Annotated in this window: 16 protein-coding genes; 7 read left to right on the top strand and 9 right to left on the bottom strand. The window is 54.4% G+C overall.

What is annotated here, in order from left to right:
- Window positions 1–48: 48 nt before the first annotated feature.
- A complete protein-coding gene (locus M2403_RS15220) occupies window positions 49–1,590 on the bottom strand; it encodes a peptide MFS transporter (RefSeq protein WP_152323901.1) in 1,542 nt (513 codons plus the stop codon).
- Between the two features lie 387 nt (window positions 1,591–1,977).
- Window positions 1,978–2,922 (bottom strand): aminoimidazole riboside kinase, encoded by a 945-nt coding sequence (locus M2403_RS15225; protein WP_259229866.1) that lies wholly within the window; start codon window positions 2,920–2,922, stop codon window positions 1,978–1,980.
- Between the two features lie 255 nt (window positions 2,923–3,177).
- Here M2403_RS15225 and M2403_RS15230 point away from each other — a divergent pair, with 255 nt between their 5' ends.
- From M2403_RS15230 to M2403_RS15245, 4 genes are all read left to right on the top strand, one after another.
- Complete coding sequence (locus M2403_RS15230) at window positions 3,178–4,758, top strand: carbohydrate porin (RefSeq protein WP_259229867.1); 1,581 nt, start codon at window positions 3,178–3,180, stop codon at window positions 4,756–4,758.
- A gap of 75 nt (window positions 4,759–4,833) precedes the next feature.
- Window positions 4,834–6,204 carry a sucrose-specific PTS transporter subunit IIBC gene (locus M2403_RS15235; RefSeq protein WP_259229869.1) on the top strand — a complete coding sequence of 457 codons (1,371 nt, stop codon included), beginning with the start codon at window positions 4,834–4,836 and terminating at the stop codon, window positions 6,202–6,204.
- A complete protein-coding gene (locus M2403_RS15240) occupies window positions 6,204–7,613 on the top strand; it encodes a sucrose-6-phosphate hydrolase (protein ID WP_259230170.1) in 1,410 nt (469 codons plus the stop codon). The genes M2403_RS15235 and M2403_RS15240 overlap by 1 nt, the downstream gene beginning before the upstream one ends.
- Before the next feature lie 30 nt (window positions 7,614–7,643).
- A complete protein-coding gene (locus M2403_RS15245) occupies window positions 7,644–8,672 on the top strand; it encodes a substrate-binding domain-containing protein (RefSeq protein WP_152323905.1) in 1,029 nt (342 codons plus the stop codon).
- Between the two features lie 52 nt (window positions 8,673–8,724).
- On the opposite strand, the gene M2403_RS15250 is transcribed toward M2403_RS15245, so the two are convergent.
- From M2403_RS15250 to M2403_RS15270, 5 genes are all read right to left on the bottom strand, one after another.
- Window positions 8,725–9,435: a helix-turn-helix transcriptional regulator gene (locus M2403_RS15250; protein ID WP_259229870.1), complete on the bottom strand. Its 711-nt coding sequence runs from the start codon at window positions 9,433–9,435 to the stop codon at window positions 8,725–8,727.
- A complete protein-coding gene (locus tag M2403_RS15255; protein ID WP_165060399.1) occupies window positions 9,432–9,824 on the bottom strand; it encodes an amino acid-binding protein in 393 nt (130 codons plus the stop codon). The genes M2403_RS15250 and M2403_RS15255 overlap by 4 nt, the downstream gene beginning before the upstream one ends.
- Window positions 9,817–10,140, bottom strand: a complete 324-nt coding sequence (locus tag M2403_RS15260) for an antibiotic biosynthesis monooxygenase (RefSeq protein ID WP_152323908.1) — start codon at window positions 10,138–10,140, stop codon at window positions 9,817–9,819. Before M2403_RS15260 ends, M2403_RS15255 begins: the two co-directional genes overlap by 8 nt.
- Before the next feature lie 179 nt (window positions 10,141–10,319).
- Window positions 10,320–10,838: a hypothetical protein gene (locus M2403_RS15265; RefSeq protein ID WP_229893226.1), complete on the bottom strand. Its 519-nt coding sequence runs from the start codon at window positions 10,836–10,838 to the stop codon at window positions 10,320–10,322.
- Window positions 10,839–11,018: 180 nt separating this feature from the next.
- Entirely contained in the window at window positions 11,019–19,562 is an 8,544-nt protein-coding gene (locus tag M2403_RS15270; RefSeq protein WP_405047830.1) for a GH36-type glycosyl hydrolase domain-containing protein, read from the bottom strand.
- Between the two features lie 308 nt (window positions 19,563–19,870).
- Between M2403_RS15270 and M2403_RS15275 the strand changes: the two genes are divergently transcribed.
- Window positions 19,871–21,076, top strand: coding sequence for an MFS transporter (locus tag M2403_RS15275; protein ID WP_259229875.1), 1,206 nt, complete (start codon window positions 19,871–19,873; stop codon window positions 21,074–21,076).
- An 85-nt stretch (window positions 21,077–21,161) separates the two neighbouring features.
- Here the strand turns inward: M2403_RS15275 and M2403_RS15280 are convergent, their stop codons facing one another.
- Both M2403_RS15280 and M2403_RS15285 read right to left on the bottom strand, forming a co-directional pair.
- Entirely contained in the window at window positions 21,162–22,598 is a 1,437-nt protein-coding gene (locus M2403_RS15280; protein ID WP_259229877.1) for a glycoside hydrolase family 1 protein, read from the bottom strand.
- A gap of 19 nt (window positions 22,599–22,617) precedes the next feature.
- Window positions 22,618–23,547: a nucleoside recognition domain-containing protein gene (locus M2403_RS15285; protein ID WP_259229878.1), complete on the bottom strand. Its 930-nt coding sequence runs from the start codon at window positions 23,545–23,547 to the stop codon at window positions 22,618–22,620.
- 179 nt (window positions 23,548–23,726) lie between these two features.
- Here M2403_RS15285 and M2403_RS15290 point away from each other — a divergent pair, with 179 nt between their 5' ends.
- The gene (locus M2403_RS15290) at window positions 23,727–24,131 is read left to right on the top strand and encodes a GFA family protein (protein WP_165060405.1); all 405 of its coding nucleotides are present in this window, start codon (window positions 23,727–23,729) and stop codon (window positions 24,129–24,131) included.
- 271 nt (window positions 24,132–24,402) lie between these two features.
- Window positions 24,403–25,434 carry a methyltransferase gene (locus tag M2403_RS15295; protein ID WP_259229879.1) on the top strand — a complete coding sequence of 344 codons (1,032 nt, stop codon included), beginning with the start codon at window positions 24,403–24,405 and terminating at the stop codon, window positions 25,432–25,434.
- The last annotated feature ends 32 nt before the right edge of the window (window positions 25,435–25,466 follow it).

The following is a 25,466-nucleotide window of genomic DNA, read 5'->3' on the forward strand; positions in this document are numbered from 1 at the left end:
TTTTTACCCTGTTGTTCCGCTATTTAATGAGAATAGCGTTATGCCTTATCACGCATTGGTCGCGGGTTTCGTTTGTGAATTTTCCAGCATTTTGCGCACTGGAATGATCAGAACGAACAGCACTGCGGCACAGATCAGCAGCGAAATAGAACAACGCGCGAACAAGTCTGGCAGAACGTCCAGCTGATCGGCTTTTACGTGGCCGCCAATCAGCCCGGCCGCCAGATTACCCAGCGCACTGGCACAGAACCACAGCCCCATCATCTGGCCGCGCATTCTTTCCGGCGCCAGCAGCGTCATGGTCGCCAGCCCAATCGGGCTCAGGCAGAGTTCGCCCAGCGTCAGCATCAGAATACTGCCCACCAGCCACAGCGGGGATACCCCTGCTCCGCCGTTGCTCAGCACATTCTGCGCCGCCATCATCATGATCCCGAAGCCCGCCGCTGCGCACAAAATACCGATGATGAACTTAGTGATGCTGCTCGGACGCACATTATTCTGTGCCAGTTTCGGCCATGCCCAGCTAAACACCGGGGCCAGCAAAATGATGAACAGCGCATTGACGGACTGGAACCACACGGCAGGGATTTCAAAATCGCCGATCATGCGGTTGGTGTAGTCATTAGCAAACAGGTTGAACGAGGTCGGTTTCTGCTCAAACGCGGACCAGAAGAATGCCGCTGAAACCAGCAAAATGAAGCACACCAGGAGTCTGGCGCGTTCTTTGCGATTCAGACCGGCGAACACGAACAGATAGATGAAATAGAGTACGACCGAGGCCGCAATGACGTACACCAGCATACTGGCGAGTGCGACAGGATTAATGACGATAATGCCCTGTGCGATCAACGTAACGACAACCGCCACACCGGCCGCCAGCGCCAGCAACCAGGCGCCGACGCCTTTCTTCTTCGCGACCGGGCTGTTCCAGGTGGAATCCAGACCGACTTCGCTGTCATAGCGTTTCATCGCAGGAACGGCGTAAACACGGAAGATAATCAGTGCTACCAGCATCCCGATACCACCGATACCAAAGCCCCAGTGCCAGCCGTGGGTTTTGATCAGCCAGCCGGAAATCAGCGGTGCGATAAATGAACCCATGTTAATGCCCATATAAAACAGTGAGAAACCACCGTCGCGGCGCGCATCCCCTTTTTTATACAGCGTGCCCACCATGACGGAGATACACGTCTTAAACAGGCCGGAACCGAGGACGATAAACATCAGGCCGATAAAGAACAGGTTGTCGCCAAACCACGCAGACAACGCAATCGCCAGGTGGCCGAGCGCAATCAGAATTGAACCGTACCAGACCGCTTTTTGCTGCCCGAGCCAGTTATCCGCCAGCCAGCCGCCCGGTAATGCGGCGAGATACATACAACCCGCGAAAATACCGACGATTGCTGATGCATTTTCGCGCGCCAGCCCCATGCCGCCGTCGTAAACGGTCGCGGCCATGAACAGAATCAGTAAAGGGCGGATCCCGTAAAACGAAAACCGTTCCCACATTTCGGTAAAAAACAATGAACCCAGCGGATACGGATGGCCGAAGAACGTCCGGCTCTCGTTTTTGTTAACAGAGGAATGCATAAATTCTCCAGAGAAAGTCTTTAGTCGTGCTTGTGAATACCGAAATGTCCGGCGGCATCTGGACGGCCGCTCTACGACAATCAGCTATTATTATGAGTAGCAAAATACCAGTCAGGTCTGGCGCCAACCGTGGGACTTTAAGATGAAAAGTCGACAGTTGTCTACTTTTACAGATTTTAAATCGGCAAAAAGAGAGGGGTTATTGGCATGAATAGGGCGAGGGAATTTAACGCCTTGATAAAACAACCCTATGATTTATAGATAAATCTTATTGCACAAAATACCGGTGTTGTACTTTCAAAAAAGAACAGACGCCATGACCGCGCGTCTGTTCTGATCTGCCGGTTTCAGTGAAGTGAGCCGGAAATCTGCGTTGTCCGTTTCCCTTTACGAGAACGCCAGAGCGTAAAACTGCTCCAGATTTGCGCGATCCGGTAATGCCGTCATGGCCCCTCTGGCCGTCGTTGCCAGCGCCCCGCAAGCCAGCGCCTGACGGAGTGTCTGCTCCCAGTCGCTTTCTGAATTCAGCGGCCAGTGTTGCGCCAGTCCGGCCAGTAAACCGGCGACAAACGCATCGCCCGCACCGGTTGTATCCAGTGTTTTCACTTCAGGTGCCGGATATTGCATCAACGACGCATCTTTTTTGCGGTATACCGACACGCCATTTTTGCCCTGTGTGACCAGCAAAAGTTCAGGATTATGACGGTCGCACAAACGCAGAATTCCCTCGGAAAGTAGCGCTTCACCCGTCAGATATTCCAGTTCGTCTTCGGAAATCTTGATGATATCGGCCATCGACAGCGCCTGGTTCAGGCAATCGCGTAGCTGATTTTCATCCGGCCATAAGTCGTGGCGAATATTTGGATCAAAACAAACGACGCCGCCGGCGGCTTTCATCTGCGCCATCGCCAGCACGGCGGAAGAGCGGCTGGGTTCTGCGGATAAAGCAATGGAACACAGATGCAGAAACTGCCCGGCTTTGAAGGCCGGAATATCCGTCGGTTGAAGGAATAAGTCCGCACCCGGACGCACCATAAAGGTAAAAGACCGTTCTCCATCGGCATCGTTTTCAACCACCACGGTTGACGTGCGATGGCTGACGTCAGGCAGCATGTGCTCGGTGTTCACACCTTCAGCGCTCAGCGTTTTCTTCAGGAATTTCCCAAACGGGTCATCCCCTACCCGCCCGATAAATGCGCTTTCTCCGCCCAGACGACTGATCCCCACGGCGACGTTAGCGGGCGCGCCTCCCGGACATTTCAGTAAGCGGCCATCCTCTTCCGGAATTAAATCCACCACCGCATCGCCCAGTACCCAAATTCGATTTTTCATTTTCATTCCCTGTATTCAATCCCTGTCTGGCTACAGGGTTAGGTAAAATAGAAGAACCGGTTTAGCTAATCAAGTACAAATGAATTATCTGAGTTTAGTGATAATTTGCAAAGAGGATCACAAATACGGGAAATGACGGTAAAACATCATTGATTAAATCGGGTGCGGGTGATTATTGTGCACAGAAAAACCAGTTTAGCAATTTAGCAAAAATGGTTTTTCTCATAATAATTACACTTACCCTGAGGGATAAAAATGATGATGAAACCTCGCTATCTTGCTGTTGCTATTGGATTAATTCTTTCTGGAGCCGCGCAGGGAGCGGATACGTCGGTGAGTGCCATTGAGGCCCGCCTGAATGCTCTGGAGAAAAGACTGCAACTTGCCGAGAATCGCGCCGCCAAAGCAGAAGCCCGCGCCACTGAAGCAGAAAAACAGGTAAAAACGCTGGAAACACGCACCGCCAGCAATGAACAACAAACCCGTCAGGTGGCCAGGAATGCGGAAATAAATCAGCAAAAAACGGCTCAGGTGGCTGAACGTACAGAATCGTTAGCCAGCATTAACAACAAAACCAGCAGTGCGCCTGAAGGCTTCAAATTCTCAGGCTATGCCCGTTCCGGCGTGATCATGAATGATTCCGGCACATCAACCGAAAGTGGCCCGTACGTGACCCCGGCCGGGCAAACCGGCGGTGCGGTGGGTCGTCTGGGCAACGAAAACAACACCTACGTTGAATTAAATCTGGAACATAACCAGACCCTGGCCAGCGGCGCGACCTCCCGCTACAAAGTCATGCTGGCGGACGGCCAGCGCAGTTATAACGACTGGACCGGTGCAACCAGCGATCTGAACATCCGCCAGGCGTTTGTTGAATTAGGCTCTTTGCCGACGTTCAGTGGTCCGTGGAAAGATTCGACGCTGTGGGCAGGTAAACGATTTGACCGGGATAATTTCGACATTCACTTCCTCGATTCCGACATCATTTTCCTTGCCGGGACCGGTGGCGGTATCTATGACGTCAAATGGGGAGAAAACCTGAAAAGTAACTTCTCACTTTACGGACGTAACTTTGACGATCTCGAAAATAAGAATAAAGACGATACGCGGATTGAGAACTACATCGTCACGGCGAACAACTACGCCGGACCTTTCCAGTGGATGCTCAGCGGCCTGCGCGCCAAAAACAATCAGGATCGCGAAAATACCGGCACTCAGGGCATCACGAATGCCGCCGATACCGGCTTCCACACCCTGCTGGCGTACCACGGGGACAGCTTCTACGGGCTGCGCGACGGGACATCCACGACCGCACTGCTTTACGGTCATGGCCTGGGCGCAGAGGTTAAAGCGCTGGGTTCGGACGGTCATCTGACCGATAACGCGAATACGCTGCGTCTGGCAACTTACGGGATCACGCCGTTAAGCAAAAACTGGAGCATCGCCCCTGCCGTTCTGGCGCAGCAGAGTAAAGACCGCTATATCTCCGGCGATGATTACAAATGGGTGACGTTCAACACCCGCCTGATTCAACAGATCACCGAAAACTTTGAACTGGCGTATGAAGGCAGCTATCAGTACATGGATCTCGATCCGCAGGGTTACAACGATTACAACAAGGTGAAAGGCGGATTCTACAAACTGACCTTTGCGCCAACCTTCAAAGTGGGTGATATCAGCGACATGCTGAGCCGCCCGGAAATTCGCTTCTTCGCCAGCTATATGGACTGGAGCAAAGATCTCGACCGCTATTCTTCCGGCGATTCGTTCGGCACGGATGGTTTTACCGCAGGCGGACAGTGGAATTTTGGTATCCAGATGGAAACCTGGTTCTAAAAAACAGGGTGTGATTCACCAGGACGCGCCCGGTTAAACCGGGCGATGTCGATAATAAAAACGGTAAGGGACAAAATGAATATCAATGCAATTGCGACGCAGTTGCTGCCATTACTTGGCGGCAAAGACAATATCGCCAGCGCGGCGCACTGCGCGACACGCCTGCGTCTGGTGCTGGCCGATGACAGCCTGATCAATAAAGGTGGCATAGAAAAAGTTGAAGGCGTGAAAGGCTGTTTCAGCAATGCGGGCCAGATACAGATTATTTTTGGTACCGGTCTGGTGAATAAGGTTTACGCCGAGTTCATTAAAGTGGCGGGCATCAGCGAGTCCAGCAAGTCTGAAGCGGCGGATATTGCGGCGCAAAAACTGAATCCGTTCCAGCGTATTGCCCGTGTGTTATCCAACATTTTTGTGCCGATTATTCCGGCGATTGTGGCTTCCGGTCTCCTGATGGGCCTGCTCGGCATGGTGAAAACCTACGGCTGGGCCAATCCTGAGAGCGCGATTTTTATCATGCTCGACATGTTCAGCTCGGCGGCATTTATCATTCTGCCGATCCTGATTGGCTTTACGGCGGCGCGTGAATTTGGCGGTAATCCGTTCCTGGGGGCCACGCTGGGCGGAATTCTGACCCACCCTGCGCTGACCAATGCCTGGGGCGTTGCCAGCGGTTTCCACACCATGAATTTCTTTGGTATTGAAATTGCGATGATCGGCTATCAGGGCACGGTATTCCCGGTGTTGCTGGCGGTCTGGTTCATGAGTTTCATTGAAAAACGCCTGCGAAAAATCATCCCTGATGCTCTGGATTTAATCCTCACGCCGTTCCTGACGGTGATCATTTCGGGATTCATCGCGTTCCTGATTATCGGCCCCGCGGGTCGTGCGCTGGGTGACGGAATTTCGTTTGTGCTCAGCACGCTGATCGCGCATGCAGGCTGGTTCGCCGGGCTGGTATTTGGCGGATTATATTCCGTGATTGTGATCACCGGGATTCATCACAGCTTCCATGCGATTGAAGCCGGGCTGCTGGGGAATCCGAACATTGGCGTTAACTTCCTGCTGCCGATCTGGTCAATGGCGAACGTGGCGCAAGGCGGTGCCTGTCTGGCGGTGTATTTCAAAACGAAGGATGCCAAAATCAAAGCCATCGCCGTGCCTTCGGCCTTCTCGGCCATGCTGGGCATTACCGAAGCGGCAATTTTTGGTATTAACCTGCGATTCATGAAACCGTTCCTCGCCGCGCTGGCGGGGGGCGCGCTGGGCGGAGCCTGGGTGGTGGCGATGCACGTGAATATGACGGCCGTCGGCCTGACCGGTATTCCGGGGCTGGCGATCGTACAGGCCAGTTCGATCCTCAGCTATCTGATTGGCCTGGTAATTGCTTTTGGCAGCGCATTCCTGCTGTCATTGTTGCTGAAATACAAAACGGAGAGTGAATGATGACGGAAACGAGCTTGCTTAAACAAGCCCTGCGCAGCGTGGTTGCAGGGCAGGTCAAAGCAGCGTCGGACCCTTACCGGCCCGGCTGGCATCTTGCGCCACCGGTAGGATTACTCAACGACCCGAACGGATTTATTCAGCATAAAGGCCGTTATCATGTTTTCTATCAGTGGAATCCGCTGGCCTGTGCGCATGGCGCGAAATTCTGGGGGCACTGGAGTTCGGCGGATTTACTGAACTGGCGGCACGAACCGCTGGCGCTGGCACCGTCGGAAGCCTACGAAACCCACGGCTGTTATTCCGGTTCTGCGGTCAGCGATCACGGTCACCTGACGCTCATTTATACCGGCAACGTGAAATACCCTGATGGCAGCCGCACCGCGTTCCAGTGTCTGGCGCGTGAAAACGCAAAAGGTGAATTTGATAAAACCGGCCCGGTGCTGGATTTACCGGAAGGCTATACCGGTCATGTGCGTGACCCGAAAGTCTGGCGAAAAGGCGGCCACTGGTTCATGGTGCTGGGCGCGCAAGATCTCAGCCTTCAGGGCAAAGTCTTATTGCTCCGCTCTGACGACCTGCTCAGCTGGGAATTTCTGGGCGAAATTGCCGGATCGAATCTGAACGGATTAGGGGATTTCGGTTACATGTGGGAGTGCCCGGATTTATTCAGACTGGACGGTCAGGACGTGCTGATTTGCTGTCCGCAAGGTCTGCCTGCGCAAGCAGACCGTTATCTGAATACCTTCCAGTCGGGCTATTTTGTCGGGCATCTGGATACCGAAAAAGCGAAGTTTCCGCATGGCGAATTCACGGAGCTGGATCTGGGATTTGAGTTTTATGCGCCGCAAACGACGCAAACCGATGAGGGGCGCCGGTTGCTTATCGGCTGGATGGGTATCCCGGACGGCGATGAGTTTTATCAACCCACGGTGGAAAACGGCTGGCTGCATACCCTGACCTGCCCGCGCGAACTGACGCTTGTAGCCGGTAAAATTTTTCAGCGCCCTGCCCGTGAATTGCAGGCTCTTCGCGGCGACATGCAGCAGTGGCAAGGGCTGGCGGACGACGCACCGGTTTGGGATGTTACCCGTGCTGAAGTGGACATTGAAACCGTACAGGCTTTCAGCGCTGATTTTGGCGGAGACCTGCTGCTGAGATGGGACGGTGATTGTCTGCATCTGACGCGTAAAAACCGGCGCACCGGATTGCCGGAAGAACGTGTCTGGCACGGCTCATTACGCAAACTGACGGTAATGTGCGACAGCTCGGGCATCGAGATCTTCATCAACGACGGGGAAGCGGTGATGACCTCACGCTATTTCCCGGTATTACCGGCCAGATTAAACTTCAGCGGCCATTACCCGATTGCGCTGCGCCACTGGCTGTTAGCCGATTGCGTGTTAGAATAAAAACCTTTCCGGACAACAGAATATGGCGCAGTGAAAAAGACCAAACGCATCACTATCAGTGGCATAGCAGAGCTGGCTGGCGTATCGAAATCGACTGCCAGCCAGGTTCTTAACGGACACAGCAAGAAGTTTCGCATCTCCGATACGACGCGCGATCGCGTGCTTGCGGTGGCCGCCGAGCAGCATTATCAGCCCAGTATCCACGCCCGTTCACTTAACGTCACCCGCAGCTTCACGCTGGGTCTGGTTGTCCCGGAAATGACCAACTACGGTTTTGCGGCCTGTTCCAACGAGCTTGAAACGCTCTGCCGCGAGAACGGCATGCAACTGCTGATTGCCTGCACGGATGAGAACACCAGTCAGGAAACCATGGTGGTGAATAACCTTATCCAGCGTCAGGTAGACGGACTGATCGTGGCGTCCAGTATGCTCAGTGATGCGGAATACGTGAAAATCAGCCAGCAGTTACCGGTGGTTCTGTTTGACCGTCATTTGCAGGAAACGCAATTGCCGCTGGTCGTGTGCGAAGCCATCGAATCCTCGGCCGAACTGGTCGCGCGGGTGGCAAAAAAGCATCCGGATGAGTTTTATTTTCTCGGCGGCCAGCCACGCATCTCTCCAACGCGCGACCGTCTGGCCGGTTATCAGCTGGGGCTTGAGCGTGCGGGTGTTAGCCTGAATCCTGAATGGATAATGTACGGAAATTATCATCCCAGCTCAGGTTATGAAATGTTTGCCAATCTTTGTGCCCGGCTCGGGCGTCCGCCTAAAGCGCTGTATGTCGCGTCCTGCGGGCTGATGGAAGGAGTATTGCGTTATATGAGCCAGCACAAACTGCTCGGGAGCGATATTCATCTGTGCAGTTTTGACGATCACTATCTTTATGACTCACTCACGGTGAAAATTGATACCGTCGCGCAGGATTGCAAAGCGCTGGCAATTCATTGTTTTGACATGATTATCAGCCTGATCAATGAACAACCGACTGAGCAGATTCAAAGCTATTTAGCGCCAAAACTTCACTGGCGGCATCCAGATTCTGCGGAAACCACAAACTGAATATCATCCTGCGCGCATGAATCTGTTGACCCGAGGAATGCGCCTGAATCCATCACTTCACATCAATCTGGAAAATGCGTAAAAACGCCCTTTTCCCTTCTTCAGTAAACGTGACTTCGCGATAGCCCGGCGTTCTGTTCAGCCACCCTTTTCGCTCAAAAGCGGCCAGTAAAGCGGCGCCGGAATCGCCCCCGAGATGGAAACGTCGCTCGCTCCAGTCGAGACACGCGCAGCTGCTTTTGCGCCGGGTGTTCGGGTTCAGAATGGCGCCTAAATTTTCAATATGCTGCTTACCGGCGGGCGTCAGCGCATTACCGTCAGGTTCCAGCCAGCCTTCGTTACTCATGAATTCGTAAATCCCGACCGCGATTTTTCCTGCCAGATGGTCATAGCAGGTTCGCGCGACGCGCAAATGTACCGGCGTTTTGGGCTGCGGCGATTTCATGGATTTCATGGAAATCCCCATCAGGGTTTCCAGAAGATGGGCGACATCGCTGCCAGCCAGCCGGTAATAACGGTGTCTTCCCTGCGAAAGGCAGGTAATTAACTCGCTGTTGAGGAGTTTGGTCAGGTGCGCGCTGGCCGTGGACGCCGCAATATTGGCGACCGAACTCAGCTCTGTCGCGGTCCACGCGCGGCCATCCATCAGCGCGCAAAGCATGCTGACCCGCGAAGGGTCAGCAATGGCCGAAGCAACCGCGGATAACGACAGTTCAAGCTGCAATCCGTCATCATCCGTTTTACGAACGTTGGGTAAACTCATTCAGTCGGTACGTCCCATTCTGCTGTCACCTGTGTGGCCAGTGTATTGTTATCGGTAAGCAAAATCAGCCGGTTATCGTGATCGCTGTACTGCACCAATATGTTAATCCCGTTCTGCGCGATGACTGCGGCAATGGCACCCAGTTCTCCGGGGCGTTTCTGTTTCAGCTTTCTGATGACCGGCTTTGTGACCTGCCGGACGTCCAGCCCGGCGGCCGCCAGCACCGTGCGGGCCAACTCGCCCTCTTCAACCAGAAAATGCGCATGGCTTTCATCGCCTGCCGTAAACACACCGCCGCCTTCAAGCCCTACACCATTTTTGCCGAGGACAGAACCGAGGCGCGCCAGCTCACCGGGCGCATTGCGGAGAATAACGTGAATATCATACATGCGAATAACCTCCTTTTTCAGATGAATAGTCCCTGAGAACCTCAACAACGCGGATCCGGTAAAAAGAGAAAATAGTGTTCCGTCCCTCGGATTGTGCAGCCTGATGTTTCAGATTCTTTTTCCACGCCAGCACCGACGCTTCATTTTCCCACCATGACAGCGACAAAATTTTTCCCGGTGTACTCAGGCTCTGAAAACGTTCAATAGAAATAAAACCCGCAACGTCGTCCAGCAAAGGTTTTAGCTCTGCGGCCAGCTCAAAGTAGCGGTCCCGTTGTTCAGGAAAGGCGTCAGCCTCGAAAAGTACAGCGATCATAAAATGCTCCGGTATGAATGTCTTCGGAGCTCACTATAAGACGCAAAAATGGGTGACACTTCGGTGGCGGACGAAATGTTGATGTTCGTATCCCCCCCACTTTTCAGAATAAAAGCTGACGGGTAAAGTACATGCCCTGTTTGCCTCTGTGACGGAAAACGATCCGCTGTAATTTACCGCTACCTGAAACTCCACTGCACGCTGACCACAAACACGGAAGGAATGATGATCCCGGTTTCTACGCCGAAATAGCTGGTGAAGTTGTACTGGATGGCATGGTAGATGTACGGTGAAAATCCGATGCCGGTGACTTTTTTGAAATCCTCATAGGAACCGTCATCGCCGCAGTGTTTGAAAGCGTCGAAAAAGAACTCGCCGGTATAACCGTAGACGCCTTTAAATACCCAGTTGGAATCTCCCTGGATCCAGTCCCGGCGCAGCCCGAGCGCAATACAGCGGTCGCCGAAGCTGTTGTTCATGGTACCGACCAGTGCGCTGTATTTGGAGTCTTCAGAGAATTTACGTTCTACCGACATGAATTTATTATCGAAAAACTCGTTGTATTGCCCGTAGTTACCGGTCAGGTGGTAAACAAAAGAACCGGTATTGAAGGAATATAAATTAATTTCATCGGCATGAAGACCCACGGCGACAAGGAGTAAGAAGAAACACAGAACCCGGCTTGAATTTTTTATCATTTAGATAATCTCTTTGATTATAAAGACATAATTTTATCTAAAAAATTTAAATCATTGATATGAGCGTGATCAGGCCCGTAAAAATTATTCTAAGACAGGATTTGTGTTTGTACAAAAAAGCCCCGCTAAATCCGGCAACAAGGCGGTGCCTGTTGCCGGACATTTATTCAGACCGCAGATTTATTCGTTTTTAGCCCCCCTTCCCAGTTCAACGTCAACGTGATGATCCTGCCCGTCATCGGTGAGCGGGATCTCATCATTCGCCAGCAAGTTGCCGTCCAGCGTCACGCGATATTCTTCCGTACTTTTGCGCACGGTAATCAGATAACGGCTGCTGCCTTGCTGGTATGCGACGCTGATTTCCGGCCAGTTTTCCGGAAGCTGGCTGTGAATGGAAATGGTGTCGCCTTTGCGCGTGATCCCTAGCAATGATTCGGTGATCAGGCGGTACGTCCACCCGGCGGAACCGGTATACCAGCTCCAGCCACCGCGTCCGCTGTGCGGCGCGCCCGAATAGATATCAGCCGAAATCACGTAAGGCTCGGCTTTGTACCGGCCAACCGCCTCTGCGGTCAGGCTGTGATTGATCGGGTTGATCATCGCCATCAGTTCCCAGGCACGCTCAATATTGCCCTGTTTCGCAAAGGCCATGACTGCCCAGATAGCGCCGTGCGTGTACTGGCCTCCGTTCTCGCGGACACCCGGCAGATAGCCGCGAATATAACCGGGGTTCGGGCCGTTGCCGTCGAAAGGCGGCGTCAGCAGTTTGATTAAACCAGCGTCATTGTCGACCAGGTATTTATCTACTGACTGCATGGCGCTGGCGGTGCGGTCAGGTGTTCCCGCACCGGAAAGCACCGACCAGCTTTGGGCGATGGCGTCGATCTGACATTCGTTATTCAGATGCGAACCCAGCGTTTGTCCGTCGTCAAAATAGCCGCGCAAATACCAGTCGCCGTCCCAGGCGTGATCGTTGAGATTTTGTCTGAGCCGCGCAGAGTGTTCACGGCAAAGCGTGGCGACCTCTGCGTCCTGACGCTCTTCCGCCAGCGCGCCATAACGTTGCAGAACGTCATAGAGGAAGAAGCCCAGCCAGACACTTTCGCCGCGTCCACCCAGCCCGACCAGATTCATGCCGTCATTCCAGTCGCCCGCGCCCATCAGCGGCAGGCCGTGGTCGCCCAGCTTCAGCCCGTTTTTCAGCGCGCGGACGCCGTGCGCCCACAGGGTTTCCTGCGTGTTGCTGACCAAAGGTTGTTCATAGAAAGATTCCTCGCCGGGAGCCAGCAGACGCGATTCGAGGTATGGCACGATTTCTTTTGCCACCGCGCCATCACCGGTCACGGCAATATAATGACTGATTGCCAGCGGCAGCCACAGATAATCGTCCGAGCAGCGCGTGCGGACGCCATTGCCGGTCGGTGGATGCCACCAGTGCTGGACGTCGCCTTCAATAAACTGCCGCGAGGCGCACAGTAGGATCTGCTCGCGCATACGTTGTGGCGCGGCATGCGTCAGCGCCAGCGTATCCTGCAACTGATCGCGGAAACCAAACGCGCCGCCGGACTGATAATACCCGCTGCGCGCCAGTATACGGCTGGCGAGGGTCTGATAAATCAGCCAGCCGTTAGTCAGTAAATCGACGGATTTATCCGGCGTGGTGATCTGAATTTTATCCAGCACCTGATGCCAGTGATGATGAACGCGATCCAGCTCAGCCTGTGCTGCGCCTTCCTGGAAGAACTGATGGATCAGCGCTTCGGCGTCTCCGGCGTTTTGCCCCAGACCCAGCGCAAAAGTAAAGGTGCGCTGATCGCCGTCAATCAGCGTGGTCGCTGACTGTACCGCGCCGCAAGGATCAAGCATTGCGCCGGTTTTATCCGACAGGCGCTGCGTCTTCATTGCTGCGGGTGATGCGGCGGAACCTGTTCTTCCGAGGAAATCACGGCGGTCGCCGCTCACGGAACAATGTGCGCCGGTCACGGCAAAAAAGGCCGTGCGCGGTGAGCCGTTGCTGGTGTAATGATTGGTCGCCAGCACGCCGCAGCCCTGCACAACGTGTGCCGCCGAGGTGACAATATGCATGGCTGATTTCACCCGCAGATCGGCCATCACCCACTCGACGTAACCGGTCACCGAAAGCCTGCGCGGCCTGCCGGAAACGTTGGTCAGCGTCAGCATGATCAGTTTGACCGGTGCGTGCTCAGCGACCAGCACCGTCATTTCGCTGCTGATCCCCCGTTCGGTATGCTCGAAAACGCTGTAACCAAAACCGTGTCGCGTCACGTAGCCGCCGGGTCCTCGCACGGGCAATGGTGCCGGCGACCATACGCTGCCGGTCTCTTCATCGCGCAGATAAAACGCTTCGCCGGAACTGTCGCTGACCGGGTCGTTTTCCCACGGCGTCAGGCGGTATTCATGGGCATTTTCATACCAGGTATAAGCCTGACCACTTTCCGAAATCACCGAGCCAAATTCCGCATTCGCGAGCACGTTCGACCATGGCGCAGGGGTATTTGCTCCGTCGTTGAGGACTATCTGATACTCACGCCCGTCCGGCGAGAATCCGCCATGTCCGTTGAAATAACTGAGGTCACGTGGAGGAGCCGTGACCGGCTGATTGTCGTTTAGCGTGCGTACCGGCAGTAAAGCGGGCAGTGAAACATGCGGTGGCTGCATGCGCTGATTCAGCTGATCTGCCAGCGACCCGCGGCGGTCGTCGATCACCACGCGGGCGACGCTCATCAGCAGTGTGCGGTCGTCCTGCGTCATCTGTTCGCCATTACGGACAAAAATGCCGCCCGGAATATCGGTCTGGCTGGAACCCGCGCCGGACGCCACCAGGCTGAGGATCTGGTTTTGCAGCGCCTGCTGGTAGCCGCCGGAATCATTACACAGAATCACCAGATCGACTTTCAGCCCTTTCAACCGCCAGTAATGGTGCGCACGGATCAGCAACGTCACCAGCCCGATATTTTCATTGCTGGTCATTGTCAGCAGAACCACCGGCAAATCGCCGGAAAGCGATTGCCCCCACAGGCCGGATTGCCCGCGACGGTTAGCGCTGACCGCCTGCGCATCGCCGCGCATTTCCTGACTGGCGAACAGAATGGCACCGGCCAGCCGGTTAAACAGCCCCGCGTCTTCCTCGGTGGCATTCAGCTGACGCAGCACCACCTGACTGTGCGACCAGGTGATTTCAAATACCCGATCAGCAATATGGTGATCGCGGTATTTTTCCAGCAACGCCAGACTTTGCAGGCGGGTGTCGGCAATCCCGTAAACCATATCGATGATGACCGGTACACCGGGTTTCAGGCGGATGCGCTGACGGATTGCCATCACCGGATCCAGCACCGCACCGGCGCTGTTACTGAGTGCCCCGGCACGGCGCAATGCCTGCGGATTGGAGGCCGTATTGCCGCGCCCGATAAACTGCGCGCGGTCAGTTTCAAATGACGTTTCCCGCTCGACGGAACCGTGGATCGCCATCATGTGGAACATCCACGGGCACTGTTCTTCCGGCTCGCGCGGGCGGCGATGACACAGAATCCCTTCCTGCGCGGGCAACAGTTCAGTCTGCACAAACAGATTGCTGAATGCCGGATGCGCCGCGTCATTAGCCGCCGGTGCCAGTACGACTTCGGCATAAGTGGTAATTTCCAGCTCACGGGCATGGCGGCCATGATGCGTGACCGTCATCCGGCGGATTTCGACATCATCTTCCGGTGAAACCACGATATGCGTCTGCATCGTCAGCGAACCGTGCGTGCGGCGGAACTCGGCACCGGCATCGGTCAGTACGGCGTGATACGTGCCCTTTTGTTTGCCGAGCGGCTGCCACGTATTGCTGGTGACCGTGCCGGATTCCGGATCACTCAGATAACAGAATATCCCCCGGTCATCGCGCGTCGCATCTTCCCGCCAGCGTGTCAGCGTCAGGTCTTTCCAGCGGCTGACGCTGCCGCCCGCCTGCGTCACCATCAGATGATAATTCGTATTGGAAAGCAGCTGAACTTCCGGCGCCGGGCTGTCGGCGTTGCTGAATTCGCGCAGCTCGATATTCACTTTTTGCAGCGTGCTGTCGTGGGATTCGAAATGACGGCGCGGGCTGTAAAGCTCCACGGCGTCCGGTACGCGTTCCTGCAAAAGCAGGCGCGCAGACTGGAATGCCGCATTCGCCGCAAAGCGCGCGTTCATGGGCGCATCGAGCAGCACATTCGCCAGCGCCAGAAAACCCATGCCCTGATGGTGAGCCATGTACGAGCGCACCACGATGTAAATCTGCCCGCGGATCAGGCGAGACGGCGTGTAGTCGAGCGCGTCATAAAAACCGTATTCGCCGCGTGCGCCGCGATTTTCCAGCTCAGCCAGATTGAGGCAGGCTTCCTGTGGCCGGATCATCAGCGCCATCAGCGTGGCGTAAGGCGCGACGACCATGTCTTCGGCGAGCCCGCGTTTCAGCCCGAGGCCGGGCACGCCAAACGCGTGATACTGATAATTCTGGTTGAGATCAAACGCGGCATACGCGGACTCCGAAATCCCCCACGGAACCTTGTTCTCTCTGCCCCAGGCAATTTGCCGGTCAACCGCGGTCTGGCACATCTGCACCAGCAGCGTGTCCGGATACGCAGGCATGACCAGCTGCGGCATCAGGTATTCAAACATCGAGCCGCTCCACGACATCAGCGACGGTTGCTTGTCGATCACCGTGAACAACCGGCCCAGCGCGAACCAGCTTTTTTGCGGCAACTGATTGGTGGCAATGGTGACGTAATTGGTGAGGCGGATTTCCGACGGCAGCAGATCGTATTTCCCGCTGTCCATTTTATGCGCGTCGCAGTTATAGCCGACGGTCAGCAGATGAGTGTTTTTGTCGTAGAGGAACTGGAAATCCATGCGCGCATGGTCGTTCAGGCGTTTCTCCAGCTCACGGATGATGTCAAGCCGCTGACGCGCCAGCCCGATCGCGCGGGATAAATCCGGCTGCGTTCGTGCATCCTGTTGCGCCAGCCATTGCAATGAAGGCAGGACGCTGCTTTGCACTTCCGGCGGGAACACACCATAAAACTCAGTCCACTCTTCCAGACCGGCGTCAATTTGTGCGGCCAGACGTTGCAGCCAGACGCCATCTGCAGGCGTGATCAGCGCGCGCATTTCCCGCAAAGGATCCAGCGCCTGCACGTTTGCCGCAGTATGCGGCATCAGCTGGCGGAGTTTGTTCAGCACCGGCATTGGCGTCTGCTTTTCGGCCATTTGCAAGGTATCTTCCAGCCCGGTCAGCCACTGTCCGATATCCATCGCAGGCAGCGTGCGCCACAACCGTAAACCGGTGCTGAGCGTCAGTAAATGCCCGGCCAGATTGCCGCTGTCCACGCTCGAAATGTAGCGCGGATTCAGCGGTTCCAGCGTGCGCGTGTCGTACCAGTTATACAGATGACCGCGATAATGCTCGAGTTTGTCGAGCGTATCCAGCGTCAGGCTGGTGCGTTCCAGCACCTCTTTTTGCGTGAGGTAGCCGAAATCCCACGCGGTAATATTGGCCAGCAAAGAAAGGCCGATATTGGTGGGTGACGTGCGGTGTGCAATGGTGGGCTGCGGGATTTCCTGGAAGTTATCCGGCGGCAGCCAGTTTTCAGTTTCCGTGACGAAATCTTCGAAGAAAGCCCAGGTCTGGCGCGCAGTCTGGCGCAGGAAAGCGTGTTGCAGAACATTGAGATCCGGCATCTCACGTTTTGCTGGCTGACTGAGCCAGCACAGAATGCGCGGCGCCAGAAACCACAGAATGCCCAGCGGCAGTGCGAATGCCAGCAGCGGCAGATGGGAATACGCCGCCACTAAAATTACCGCCACACCGGCCAGCGGGTTGGCCCACATCCGGCGATAAAAATATTCCGGAGAATGCGCCCGGCTTTGGGCACCAATACTCACGCTTGCCCATTCGTGCAGTTTGCGATGGCTGACGTTCAGCCGCCACAGCGTCAGCAAAATTGCCTGTACGGAGTAAACCGCTTCATGCGGCAAAGTCATCAGGTGCAGAAAAATACGCGAGACCCGGCTGACGGTGGCAGAAAATACGCTTTTCAGATGCGGGATCAGCGCGCGTCGCGGGCCTTTATTGAACAAATCCAGCACCAGCGCAACCCCTGCAGGGAACAGCAACATAAAGCTGATAAAACCGAACCAGTAAAGCTTGTTGGGCACCAGAATCAGCGTGCTGAAAATGAGGATTAATAAGGCGGGCGCGACCAGACTGCGGCGCAGGTTATCAAACAGTTTCCAGCGCGAAAGCAGGGTCAGCGGATTGCGGGCGCGCTGGCCGTCTTCCTGGGTCACCCGTAAACCCAGCCAGTTCAGAAGCTGCCAGTCACCGCGGATCCAGCGGGTTTTGCGCGCCACATCCGCCAGATAATGGTCAGGATATTGCTCGTATAACACCACATCGCTGAGCATCCCTGAGCGGGCGTAACAGCCTTCCAGTAAATCATGGCTGAGCACCAGATTTTCCGGGCAGGTATTTTCCGTGGCCTGAATAAAGACATCCACGTCGTAAATGCCTTTCCCGACAAATGAGCCTTCGCCGAATAAATCCTGATAGATATCGGACGACATGGACGAGTACGGATCGTTTCCAGGCACGCTGCTGCATAACGCGGCGTAACGTCCCTGCCCGTTTTCCGGGATTTCTTCCGCCAGCCGTGGCTGGAGAATGGCGTAACCGGAAACCACCCGCTGAAGCTTTTCGTTGTACACCGGATGATTCAGCGGATGCGCCATCGCAGCCACCAGCTGATGCGCCGTCGCGCGCGGCAGAACCGTATCGCTGTCGAGCGTAATCACGTATTTCACCTGCCGCAAATGTTCCTGCGTGCTGCCTTCAATCAGCGAGAACGGCTGGCCCTCATCGCGCAGCCAGCGGTTCAGCGCGTTCAGTTTACCGCGCTTACGCTCATACCCCATCCACACGCCCTGCGCCGTATTCAGTTCACTGTCGCGATGCAACAGCGAAAACCGTGCGCCCTGCGTGGCGGGATAACGGCGGTTCAGGGACTGGATCTGGCGGGTGGCGTAAATCAGCAGCGCGTCATTTTCAGGATTATCGCGTTGAGTGCTGTCATGGAAATCACTCAGCAGCGCGAAATTCAGGTGCGCGAGCATGTTGCCGATGTAACACACCTCGAGGCTGTTAATCAGCGCATCAATATTTTTCTGGCTGCCCAGCAGACAGGGAATGACCACCAGCGTACTGGCGTTTTCAGGAATACCCCCGGCGAATTCCAGACGCGGCAACGGTTGCGGCGTGCGGCTACGGGTGGTGATTTCACTGAGAAGATTAAGCGCAAACTGGCTGGCGACCAGCACCACCGGGATCAGCAGCGCCCACCAAAGCCAGTGCAGCGCCGGATGTGCTGAGCGGTAAAGCGCATCGGCGGTAACGGCCGTGGTCAGCAGCAACAGACTGCCGAGCCACGAAAGCAGCGGCGTCTGGCTCAGTCTGGCGCGTATACGGGTGATCAGGGAAGAACGGGCGTTGAGATCTTTCTCTAACGTTTTTCTCCCGGCATCAATCAGATAGTAGCCGACGTGTTGTTGCTGATAAGAAACCGTTGCCTCGCGGGCCAGAGCTACGGCGCGGGCGGCGACAAAGGCTTCGTCATGACGGGAATTGCGTGAGAGACGTTCAATCTGATGGCGGTAATTATCGCGGGTATCAAAATGCATCAGCGGATAAATCCCGGCCGGGTCGCCGTGCAACGTCTGCTCCACCACGCTGAGATTTTCGGCAAAATCAGCCCAGTCCATTTCGGTCAGCTGGCGTAAACCCATAATGCTGTTGCTGACAGAAAGCTGATTAGCGGCCAGCTGCTGGTTAAATTTGTCGATCACTTCACGTTGCGTCAGCCCGACTTCGCTAAGGCGTTGTTCCACCCAGGTCAGCGGCAGCGCCAGCATCGAGCCATGCCCTTGTAAGCGACGCACCAGTTCGGCGACAAACGCGCTGGTGCGCGGCGGATTGGTGCGCGCCATATCGGCGATAATAATGATCTGACCGGACGGATCGTTTTCAGCGCTGTCTTGCAATTTATTGACCCAGTAATCGGCCAGATTGCGTTCCTGCTGGGCATTCGCCACTTCAATGCTGACGCGGCGCAGATTCTCAATCAGCGCCAGCCGCAGCATGCCGGGAAATGCCCACAGCTCGCCGAGCGTCAGCGGTTTGACGCTCTGATAGGTGGTAAAAAATCGGGTGAGCGTGGTGACATCCAGAAGCCCGTCACTGTGGCTGACGACTTCCGTGGCGATGTCATATATACGCGGGCAGAAATGCGGAGCGCCGAGCGACGGCAGGCCTTTGCCGAAGTTTTTCGGCAGCAACTGACGTACCAGGCGGATTTGTTCTTCAATCAGATAAAAGTTATCGAGCAGCCATTCACCGGCCGGCGTGATGCTCGCTTTCTCTCCGTTGCTTAAAATCAGACAACTTCGGGTCAGGACTTTTTCATTATCATCGAGGCGTTTAAGCAGGTAATACGGGAGTTTTTTACCGGAGAGCTTGTGCGAGAGCGCCAGTTTCCCGCCGTAGCGTTCCATCTGATCTGCCGAGAAAAGCTCCGTGCGGATCGGCACCGGTTGCTCCAGCGCGCTGGCCCGGTGACGCCGCGTGATTGAAATAACAGGCGGTGCGCGTTTGCTTTTGAACCAGTTAATGACAGTCTTTTTCACATCTTCATACCATACGCGGACCCGAGAAGGCAGTTGCCTGAGCTGCGATTAGAGTTCACATAAAAAGGAGAGAGGGTAAAGGTCAGGGAGGCAGAACGGGTTTATCACCCGCAGCGGGCAATACTTTTCATACTAGTCTTTTTAGTGGTAGTCAGTGGGTTTATTTTCCAGATCACAACATATTTACAGAGCGGACATCTCTGTGTAATATCGCCGCCAGACATCAGGGTGCCCGCCCTTTTGCGTAAGCGTTAACGTCAACCAACGCACTTTCTGCAGGATAATCCTGCTCATTGTGCGGTGTATTTATGACTCAGCCTCAGACGTCGTCGGCGCGTCCTTCGTCAATTGCCAATTCTGCTTTTTTCCTGTTTCTTATCCTGCTCACGGCAGCGAATTTACGTTCCCCGATCACCGCAACCGGTCCGGTTCTGGCAGATATTTGCGCGACGTTTGGACTGAGTGCTTCAGCCGCCGGGCTGCTCAATTTTATCCCTTTGATCCTGTTTGCGGCTATTGCGCCGCTGGCTTCCTGGTGCGGAAATAAAACCGGACTGGAGAAAAGTTTATGGGTCGCGGTTTGCCTCATCACGCTGGGCTCTGTAGTGCGCGTGATGCCGTATGCCAGCGGATTGTGGGCCGGCACCGTGATCCTCAGCACCGGGATTGCTGCGGCAAACGTGCTGCTTCCGCCGTTAATTAAGCGCGATTTTAAACTCCATACGACCAAATATATTGGCCTGTATGCCTCAACCATGGCGATTACTGCCAGTCTTGCCTCCGGCATCGCGGCTCCTTTGCAGCACACCAGTGGTTTTGGCTGGAGATTGTCGCTCGGCATCTGGATTGTTCCTGCCCTTATCGCCACCGTCGCCTGGCTGCCTCTGTTGAAAAATACGCAACCGCGTGAATTATCGCGTCAGCAGGCGGCGCCTGGCCGGTTGAAATCACCGTGGAAATCCATGCTGGGCTGGCAGGTTTCTTTGTTTATGGCGCTTCAGTCGATGGTTTTTTACACCCTGATAGACTGGTTCACGCCTTACGCCAGTTCACACGGCATCAGCCAGGAAAGCGCGGGCTGGATGTTATTTGTCTATCAGGCGGTGGCGATCGTGGCCAATCTGGTCTGCATGACGGCGCTGAAAAAATACCGGGATCAGCGCGGGATCAGTTTTATCGCCTCACTGGCCATTTTCACCGGATTAGCCGGGCTGCTGATCTTCCCTGCTTTGCCCTTGTTGTGGCTGGTTATTGCCGGTCTTGGCGCTGGCGCTTCCATGGTGATTTGCCTGTCGTTATTTAATCTGCGGGCGACCGACCACCGCCAGGCAGCGGCACTTTCCGGGATGGCGCAATGCGTGGGGTATGGCGTGGCGGCGCTGGGGCCGTTAGTTTTTGGCATGCTGCACGAAGTCAGCCACAGCTGGACGGTGCCTTTGATTGTGCTGACGGCAGTTAACGCGCTACAGCTGGTGATTGCCCCGCTTGCAGGTCGCGCCAAACATATCGGGTAAACGGACGTCACTTTTAAAATTTGTTGTTAAAAAATTCAGGCGGATTTCTCCGCCCGTTTTTTTCGTAATTTGTCACATCACCGTTTTAGCTGATATCTGCGCCGTTGGTGGCGATCACTTTCTGATACCAGTGGAAAGATTTCTTCTTGTAACGGTTGCCGGTGCCGGAGATTTTGTCATCGAGATCGACATAAATCAGGCCGTAGCGTTTGCTCATCTCGCCGGTGGACATACTCACCAGATCGATACAACCCCATGGCGTGTAACCCATCAGATCCACGCCGTCTTCAATGGCTTCTGCCATCGCAGCGATATGCTGGCGCAGGTAGTTGATACGGTAATCATCGGCGATAAAGTGGTTTTCATCCGGCTTATCGACGGCACCTAACCCATTCTCAACAATAAACAGCGGCTTTTCATAGCGGTCGTAAAGCTGGTTCAGCGCGATGCGCAGGCCCACCGGATCGATTTCCCAGCCCCAGTCGCTGGCTTCGAGGAACGGGTTACGCGCGCCACCGAGCAGGTTGCCTTGCGCGGACACCGCGTCGGGATTGGTTTTGTTGATGGTTGAAGACATGTAATAGCTAAAACCAATGTAATCCACCGTGTGCTGTTTAATCAGCGCCAGATCGTCCGGCTGAATGTCCAGCACGACGCCCTGCGATTCCCATAAACGTTTGGCGTAGTACGGATATTTACCGCCCGCCTGCACGTCCGCGCAGTAGAAGTTAAACGCCTGTGTCTCTTTCAGGGTTTCCAGCTGGTTCACCGGATTGCAGTCATAGGCGTAATGGGTGGCGAACAGGATCATGCAGCCGATCTGAATCTGAGCATTCGTTTCGCGGGCAATTTTGACCGCCAGGCTGCTGGCCACGAACTGGTTATGCCATGCCTGGAATTTGGCCTGAGCTTCCAGCGCGCCGGTTTTGACCGTCAGCCCCTGGCTCATGATCGGGAAATGCGCCGCACTGTTGATCTCGTTGAAGGTCATCCAGTATTTCACTTTATGACCAAATCGCGTCAGCACCGTGCGGGCAAAACGCTCGAAGTGGCCGATCAGTTCACGGTTTTTCCAGCCACCGAATTCGGTCGCCAGATGCAGCGGCATTTCGTAGTGGGAAAGGGTAATTACCGGCTCGATACCGTGCGTGATACAGGCGTCAATCACCTTGTCATAGTGCGCCAGACCGGCTTCGTTCGGCTGTTGTTCAATGCCATCTGGATAGATGCGTGTCCAGGCGATAGAGAAGCGGTAACATTTGAAACCCATTTCCGCAAACAGGGCAATATCTTCCTCAAAACGATGATAGTGATCGATGCCCTTGTGGTTCGGATAGGTGTATTTTTCGGTATCCAGCGTGAAATCAAATTCAGCTGAAGAAACAATGCTTAACCGGTCTTTACCGCCGGGAATGGCATCAACAATCGACAGCCCTTTGCCGTCCTGATCGTACGCCCCTTCAACCTGATTGGCCGCTGTCGCGCCGCCCCACATAAAGCCTTGCGGAAACTTCTCTTTCATAAAAAACTCCCTTGAACAGTCAAAATACCAATGCATGAATAGCGCTGCGAATGAGGATGCCGATGATCGCGCCCGGTAGCGCAAAGCGGAACAGCCGGACGAAGCGGCTGGCGATCCCCAGAAAAATACCGATACCGGGTAAATCGAGCGTCTGGATCATAAAACCACTGGAAGCATTGACCTGCTGCGGGGAAAAAAGCCCGCGATGAATCAGGTCAGACACCACGCCGTAATAGGCGGTGCCGCCCGCAAGCATTTTGGTCAGCGCGGGCAGAACGTACACGTCTGAAATACTGAAATATCCCAGCACTGGCCCGAGCAGACGGGTCAGAAACTCAATCGCCCCGGCTTCTTTTAAAATACCGACGACGGTCAGCGAGAGGATCAGCATCGGCACAGAACCCAGCGCCAGACGGATTGCATCCGAGCCCGCGCCGTTAATGATGGCGATCAGCCCTTTGCCGGCCTTGTCTTCCAGCGGATTACCTTCACGTTCCGGTGCGGTAGCCGAAAGGCGACGGCCAAACAGATAGTAGGTCGCACTGGCTGCGCCGAGTCCACCGACAATAGAAATGATAATCGCCGCGCCCCAGTGCAGGCCGTAAGGAATAAGCGGATAAAACACATTGCCCTGCCCCATGGCAAAAAGCATGGCCAGCGTGGCGGCGAGATGGCGGTCGGACGTCCCTCTCTTTTCCATCAGCGCCAGTGACGCCAGCGGTGCCGCGAAACTCACAAAATTCAGCTGGATCAGGGCAAATACTGCCATACCCGTGACGCCAAAAGGGCGTAAAACCGGCGTCACCAGCCGGACAATCCCGTCGAGAACGCCACGAACTTCCAGGTACTTCATGATGATCAGCATGACCACCATGATTGGGATCAGCGTGTAAAGCGCCACGTTAACTGAGGCTTTCCCCGCCGAGAGAATGATCCCGATAATGTCCATTACCCGCTCCGCAAAAATAAATTGCCAGTAACATAGCGCCAACCTGACGTGTTGTCATGCGGTTGAGCAATGATAAAAAAGCGGCTAACGTAACTGAATGCCTGTCAGCTTCTATGAAAACAGTCAACACGGTAAACCGGCTAACCCGCTCATTTGCCGGACGATCTCAGGAGATTTCCATGTCAGATAAAGTGTCCGCCCAATGTCATTGCGGTTCGGTTGTCTTCAGCGCCGTACTGACTGATGGCTATAACAACGTGCTCCGCTGCAATTGTTCGTTCTGCCGTATGCGCGGGGCGGTCGTCGTCCCGGCTCAGGAAGTGGATGTGATCAAGGGCAAGGACTTGCTTACCGAATACCGGTTCAACACCGGCGAAGCAGCCCATTTCTTCTGCTCAGTTTGCGGGATTTACACCTTCCACCAGCGCCGTTCCAATCCTGAATTCTATGGCGTTAATGTCGCCTGTATCGAAGGCGTATCGCCGTTTGATTTCCCGGTGGTCAGCGTCAGCGACGGCATTAATCATCCAAAAGACGGCGGTAAAGGCGGCGTGGCTGGATATATTCGTTACGAGCCGAAATAAATACGAGACGAAGTAATCTGGCTCTGAAAACTAACAAAAATGGCGTCCCGGTAACGCCATTTTTATTTTATCAAATAAAGTCGCGTCCCGTTTAAATGACAGCGGCCCGTTATCTTTACGGGTTTATCTTTTCTGAATTTACCCTGACATTGTTGTTTCTCTTTTTCTGTCCTAATGTTTTTCCCGAGAATAATTTCTCTCTATGGACAAATAAAATTGCAGCGTAGTTTTGCAAATTTATTCGCATTTCAATTTTGCGTGGAGAATTATTGTGACTAACACAACTGTTGCTATTTCAGAAAGTGATTCAGCGGCTTTGCATTTATTAGAGCAGGCAATGGGATATACCTTTCAGGCGTCACTGCGCGCCGTGGCGGAGTTATGCGTTGCTGATTGTCTGGTCAAAGGCCCTAAAACGCCCGATGTACTGGGCAAAGAACTGGGCGTCAACCCGCGGCAACTCTACCGTGTAATGCGGATGGTGGCGTCTAAGAATATCTTTAAGGAACATGAAAACGGTGAGTTTTCCCTGACGCCTTCCGCCGAATTCTTACGTTCAGACGTCCCCGGTTCCCTGCGTGCGGCAGTATTAATGCTGACGCATGAAACACTCTGGCTTCCGCTCGGAAATGTTATAGAAAATATTCGCGGCGAATCCGCCTTTAAAAATCGTTACGGTATGAATTTCTACGAGTATTGGGCTCAGGAAAGTGCGCATGACGGTATTAATGATTTTGACCGGGGAATGTCATCCATGTCTTCGATTGAAAATAACTTCATCGTTCGGAGTTATCATTTCCCTGATAAATCAACCGTCGTGGATATTGCCGGTGGCATGGGCGGATTATTATTAAAAGTGTTGCAACATAATCCGACGCTGCACGGTATTTTATTCGATCAGCCGCAGGTCTTGCCTAAAAACCGTCTCAGCGAGCTGGGCGATGATTCCCGCTGGGAATTGCATCCCGGCAGTTTCTTTGAATCCTGCCCGACGGCGGATTTTTATATGTTGAAATACATCACGATGGACTGGCCGGAAGAACAGGCGCGCCAAATACTACGCACCTGCCGCAATGCCATGCACGCCGGTTCGAAGCTGCTCATCATGGAACCGGTCATTCCGCGCGGAAACGCCTGGCACGGCGGCAAGGAAGTCGATCTGCTTTTGCTGGCAAGTTTTGATGGCGGGCAAACGCGTTCCGAAGATGAAATCAAAGCGTTGCTGGCGGATGCCGATCTCAAACTGAACCGCATTATTGATACAGGTTGCTACGTCTCGATTGTTGAAGCGGAAATTCGCTGATATCTGGCGGGAAAACGTTGCGCAGATGCAGT

The sequence above is a fragment of the Rahnella sp. BIGb0603 genome (genome assembly GCF_024808755.1).
GTDB lineage: Bacteria > Pseudomonadota > Gammaproteobacteria > Enterobacterales > Enterobacteriaceae > Rahnella > Rahnella contaminans.